The organism is Polynucleobacter sp. 39-46-10 (assembly GCF_002282275.1).
This window is the reverse complement of sequence record NZ_NCJB01000182.1, coordinates 1-4,769: the sequence shown is the minus strand read 5'-3', so window position 1 is coordinate 4,769 and position 4,769 is coordinate 1. Positions and strand designations below refer to the sequence as shown.

At 48.1% G+C, this 4,769-nt stretch carries 4 protein-coding genes; 3 read left to right on the top strand and 1 reads right to left on the bottom strand.

Features of this window, described 5'->3' with window-relative positions; all coding sequences use genetic code 11:
• Window positions 1–113: 113 nt before the first annotated feature.
• From B7X71_RS12025 to B7X71_RS12015, 3 genes are read left to right on the top strand one after another with little or no spacing between them, the layout of a single operon-like run.
• Window positions 114–521 (top strand): hypothetical protein, encoded by a 408-nt coding sequence (locus tag B7X71_RS12025; RefSeq protein WP_293598681.1) that lies wholly within the window; start codon window positions 114–116, stop codon window positions 519–521.
• A 41-nt stretch (window positions 522–562) separates the two neighbouring features.
• Complete coding sequence (locus B7X71_RS12020; protein ID WP_293598682.1) at window positions 563–1,540, top strand: homoserine kinase; 978 nt, start codon at window positions 563–565, stop codon at window positions 1,538–1,540.
• A complete protein-coding gene (locus B7X71_RS12015) occupies window positions 1,537–2,319 on the top strand; it encodes a BPSS1780 family membrane protein (protein ID WP_293598683.1) in 783 nt (260 codons plus the stop codon). The genes B7X71_RS12020 and B7X71_RS12015 overlap by 4 nt, the downstream gene beginning before the upstream one ends.
• Before the next feature lie 32 nt (window positions 2,320–2,351).
• Here B7X71_RS12015 and B7X71_RS12010 read toward each other — a convergent pair whose 3' ends face one another.
• A complete protein-coding gene (locus B7X71_RS12010) occupies window positions 2,352–4,739 on the bottom strand; it encodes a UvrD-helicase domain-containing protein (protein ID WP_293598684.1) in 2,388 nt (795 codons plus the stop codon).
• Between the last annotated feature and the right edge of the window lie 30 nt (window positions 4,740–4,769).

The window sequence follows — 4,769 nt, the reverse complement described above, 5'->3', positions numbered from 1 at the left end:
CCGTCTACCAACAAGAGTCTATGTTTAGTCATACCGCAATCGTACAATCTAGTTGCTAACTGCCTACAGATCAGGTTCAAATCCTCCTGAAAAGAGGCCTAAAAAGGTGAAAAATGATGCACGCTCTAATTAACTTACTCCACTCTTCTGTGAGCCAAACCCTTGTTCTAGCAAGCTTTTTAGTGGCTTTTGCCTCTTTTGGCCTGCATTCAGCCCACGCCCAGAATAATTCTCAGGCACTGAGCCCATCCGAGCTACAGCGCATTAATAACCAGCCATTAGCACCAGCAGTCAGCGCATCTCAAGCGACCAATGCGCCTGAAGGTCGTAAACCTAGTTTCCAGCATAAGGAAGCCACCGGCACTGAAATCACCGAATACAAAGATACCAATGCACCCACTCAGGTGGATGTAAAGACACGGTATACCAGCTACGAAATGGCGCCCCCAGCTACAGTCATGCCTGGCGCACCAAAAGAAACTGATCTTATTAGCGTTCCTAGCATCAGTATTCCTTTTTAATCACTGATTACCTTTATTACTCACGCCCTTCATTTTTAGTTATGGCAGTCTTCACACCCGTTGAGCTGAGTGATATCTCCAATTGGATTGCGGCCGATTTTGATATTGGACAAGCGGTTGATATTCGCGGCATTCATGGTGGCATCGAGAACTCCAATTTCTTTCTCGACACCGAGAAGGATGGCAAGAAACAAGAATATGTTCTGACTATTTTTGAAAGACTATCAGCAGAGCAACTTCCCTACTACTTAGAGTTGATGCGTCACCTGGCCAATAAAGGCACCGCAGTACCCAAGCCGCTTGAGAACAAACAGGGGCAAATTTTATTTACCCTCAAAGGCAAGCCGACAGCCATTGTCAGCAAGCTTCCGGGCCTTTCCAGACTCGCTCCTGAAGCAAAGCATTGCGCCCTAGTTGGCGAAAATTTAGCAAAGATGCACTTGGCTGGCAGTGACTTCAAGCAGACTCAAGAAAATCTTCGCAGTCTTTCTTGGTGGCAGAAAACAGTTCCACAAGTGTTATCGCACCTGAGCGATGCACAAAAAGAATTACTCACAACTGAGCTTGCCACTCAAGAACAATTCTTTACCTCTGCGGCCTATGCATCACTGCCGCAAGGGGCAAGCCATTGCGACCTCTTTAGAGATAATGTGCTGTTCGACCCTCAGGGTGCAAACGATACTTCTCAAGATCAACTTGGCGGCTTCTTTGACTTTTATTTCGCTGGTACCGATAAGTGGTTATTTGATTTAGCAGTCACCGCAAATGATTGGTGTCTTGCTGACAACAAACAGGATTTAGATCCCGCTCGCTTCAAAGCGCTGATGGATGCATATCAATCTGTTCGACCACTTACATCTGAAGAGCAAGCAAGCTGGCCCCTCATGATTCGCGCTGCAGCGTTAAGGTTCTGGATTTCTCGCTTGTGGGATTTTTACCTGCCGCGTGATGCGCAAATGCTGACCCCACATGACCCCCGTCATTTTGAAAACATTCTCTTAAGCCGCAAAGCAATATGAAACTCAACTCCGTCGCCCCAAAAGAGGGTTACACCTGGATTCGTCAAGGCATTTGGCTATTCAAACAAAATCCCTTAGGGTTTTTGATGTTGGTATTCATGTATGTGTTTGTGGCCCAGCTAGCCGTACTCGTACCCGTTATTGGCATTTTTGCCGTTTTATTACTCACACCCACTTTATCGGTTGGCTTCATGACCGCCTGTCGTCAAGCAATTCAGAAAGAGCGTATTCGTCCATCAGTTTATTTAGCTGCGCTTCAGTCAACACCCATCGTACGTAAGCGCATTCTGCAGCTGGGCTTAGTCTATGCAGCACTCATTCTGGCCCTGAGTTTTATCTTGAGCTTACTGGTGGATTTTGAATTGCTCATCCCGCTGATGACGAACGACAAACCCATCACTCCTGAAGCCATTCGTCAGATCTATCTCATTCTCTTTTTTGGTGGCTTGCTGTATGTCCCAGTAGCAATGCTGATGTGGTTCTCACCTGTACTCGTTGCTTGGGCTGATATGCCAGTAGCAAAGGCGCTATTCTCTAGTGCTATTGCTTGCTGGGCAAATCGTGGTGCATTCTTTTTGTATATCGCTATTTGGGGTGCGATCCTAATCGCCATCCCTTTAACGATTGGCTTCATCTTTGATGCGCTTGATTTAGGTCAAGCTGCATCCTTCATCATCGCCCCTATTTCGATGGCGGGACTCACTGTAATGCATTGCTCTTTCTTTGCCACTTGGAAAGCCTGCTTTGCTGAAAAAGAATCAGCAAGCTTGATTGCATAATTGATTTCTTTGCCTCCTTCTTGGTTACTTGCTCAATCTATTGCAGCAAGCTTAGCAATACTGAGCTGCAACCATTTCACACCATGGCGCTTGAAGTTCACTTGAGCGCGCGCATCGGCATCATTGCCCTCTAAACCAGTCACACGCCCTTCACCAAACTTGGTGTGGAAAACGTTTTGTCCAATCGTAAATGGGTAGTTCCCGCGTGGTGGTGAAGCCATTCTGGTTACGGAAGTAGATGCTGAACCTACTCGCCCAATTTGTCTTGCAGGTCTCTCACGCTCATTACCACTGTCAAAGAAATCATTTGATCCAAACTCGCGCTGACGCGTATAGCCATCTTGCCAAGTTGATCCTGCGCGACCACCATTTCCACCAGTAGTGCCACCCCAACGGGCATCTTTTACTTTTGGGGTGAGCCACTTCAATGAATCCGATGGCAACTCTTCTAAGAAACGAGATGGCATGTTGTAGCGCACTTGACCGTGCAACATCCGTGACTGCGTATGAGAAAGATAGAGGCGCTCCTTGGCGCGGGTAATCGCGACATACATCAAGCGACGCTCTTCCTCCAAACCATTCTGCTCATTAATGCTGTTCTCATGAGGAAATAAACCCTCTTCTAAACCAGTAATAAACACGGAGGTGAACTCCAAGCCTTTGGCAGAGTGCACTGTCATCAGCTGAACGGCATCTTGGCCCGCTTGGGCTTGGTTATCACCAGCCTCCAATGAAGCGTGAGAGAGAAAAGCTGCCAATGGCGATACGTCAACTACGCCAGGCGCATTTTCACCTGGTAGTGTGGCAGCAGTGGCATCTTGGCCATAACCCTCTTCCGCAATAAATGCGGTTGCGGCATTAATTAATTCCTGTAAGTTTTCTACGCGATCTTGGCCTTCACGTTCAGACAGGTAGTGCTGAATCAAGCCACTGTTCTGAATCACAAACTCGACTGTCTCAGGTAATGTGTTGTGACGAGTAGCCTCGCGCATGTGATCCACTAAGCGCACAAAGCCACCTAAAGCAGCGCCTGCCTTACCATCCAATGTTGACGCCGCCAAATACAAAGAACTATTCTGAGCACGTGCTGCATCTTGCACGGCTTCAATGGATCTCGCACCAATACCACGCGTCGGGAAATTCACTACACGAGAGAAAGAGGTATCGTCATTCGGATTCTCCAAAAGACGGAGATAAGCCAAGGCGTGTTTAATCTCGGCCCGCTCGAAAAATCGTAGTCCACCGTACACGCGATACGGAATCGCCGCAGAGAACAAGGCATGCTCGATGATGCGTGACTGCGCATTGCTTCTGTAGAGCAAGGCAATTTCAGTACGTTTAATGCCACTATTTACCAAGGCTTTGATTTCATCTACGAGCCAAGCGGCTTCAGCATAATCGCTTGGTGCGTCATAGATGCGGACTGGCTCGCCATGACCAGCATCGGTGCGCAGGTTTTTCCCTAGACGATCTGTATTGTTAGAAATAAGATAGTTGGCTGTATCTAAGATGTGGCCATGTGAGCGGTAGTTTTGCTCAAGCTTGACCATCATCGGGTGATATTGCTTTTCATAAAGACGCATGTTCTCAACGTCTGCACCGCGGAAAGCGTAAATACTTTGATCGTCATCGCCCACTGCAAAGACTGCACTACTTCCCATACCGCTAACATTGACGCGACTAGCGTCATGGCCAGAGAGCAATTTGATCCAGGCGTACTGCAAGGCATTGGTATCCTGGAACTCATCAATCAAGATATGGCGGAAGCGCTCTTGGTAATGCGTCCGAATCGCTTCATTGTGCTTAAGCAATTCATAACTGCGTAATAAGAGTTCAGCAAAGTCAACTACCCCTTCACGCTGGCACTGCTCATCGTAGGCTTCGTACAACTGCGCCATCTTGGCTTGAAAGTCATCGCCAACAGATAACTCTTTGGCACGCTGACCACGCTCTTTGGCGTGCGCAATGAAATATTGCAACTGCTTAGGGGGGTATTTCTCATCATCGACCTTTAGGCCCTTCAAAAGGCGCTTAATGGCGGATAACTGATCCTGGGTGTCCAAAATCTGAAAAGTGGACGGTAAACCCGCCTCTTTGTGATGCGCACGCAGTAAACGGTTGCAAAGACCATGGAAAGTGCCAATCCACATGCCGCGGGTATTAATGGGCAACATCGCGCTTAAGCGCAACATCATCTCTTTAGCGGCCTTATTGGTGAAGGTCACCGCTAGGACACCAATAGGCGAAACCTGGTCTGTTTGGATCAACCAAGCTATACGGGTCGTGAGGACGCGGGTTTTTCCACTGCCGGCGCCAGCCAAAATCAGGGCTGACTGAGCCTGGCCATTTGGATTGACAGGCGGGAGGGTCACTGCCTCGCGTTGTTCTGGATTAAGGTTTGCGAGCAAGTCTGAGTACATCGCCCCAATTATAATTTGCCTCTTATGCCA

Bases quoted from the DNA above. Each gene is read 5' to 3' on its own strand.
- B7X71_RS12025 (WP_293598681.1), top strand. From the start codon at position 114: ATGATGCACGCTCTAATTAACTTACTCCACTCTTCTGTGAGCCAAACC.
- B7X71_RS12020 (WP_293598682.1), top strand. From the start codon at position 563: ATGGCAGTCTTCACACCCGTTGAGCTGAGTGATATCTCCAATTGGATT.
- B7X71_RS12015 (WP_293598683.1), top strand. From the start codon at position 1,537: ATGAAACTCAACTCCGTCGCCCCAAAAGAGGGTTACACCTGGATTCGT.
- B7X71_RS12010 (WP_293598684.1), bottom strand. From the start codon at position 4,739: ATGTACTCAGACTTGCTCGCAAACCTTAATCCAGAACAACGCGAGGCA.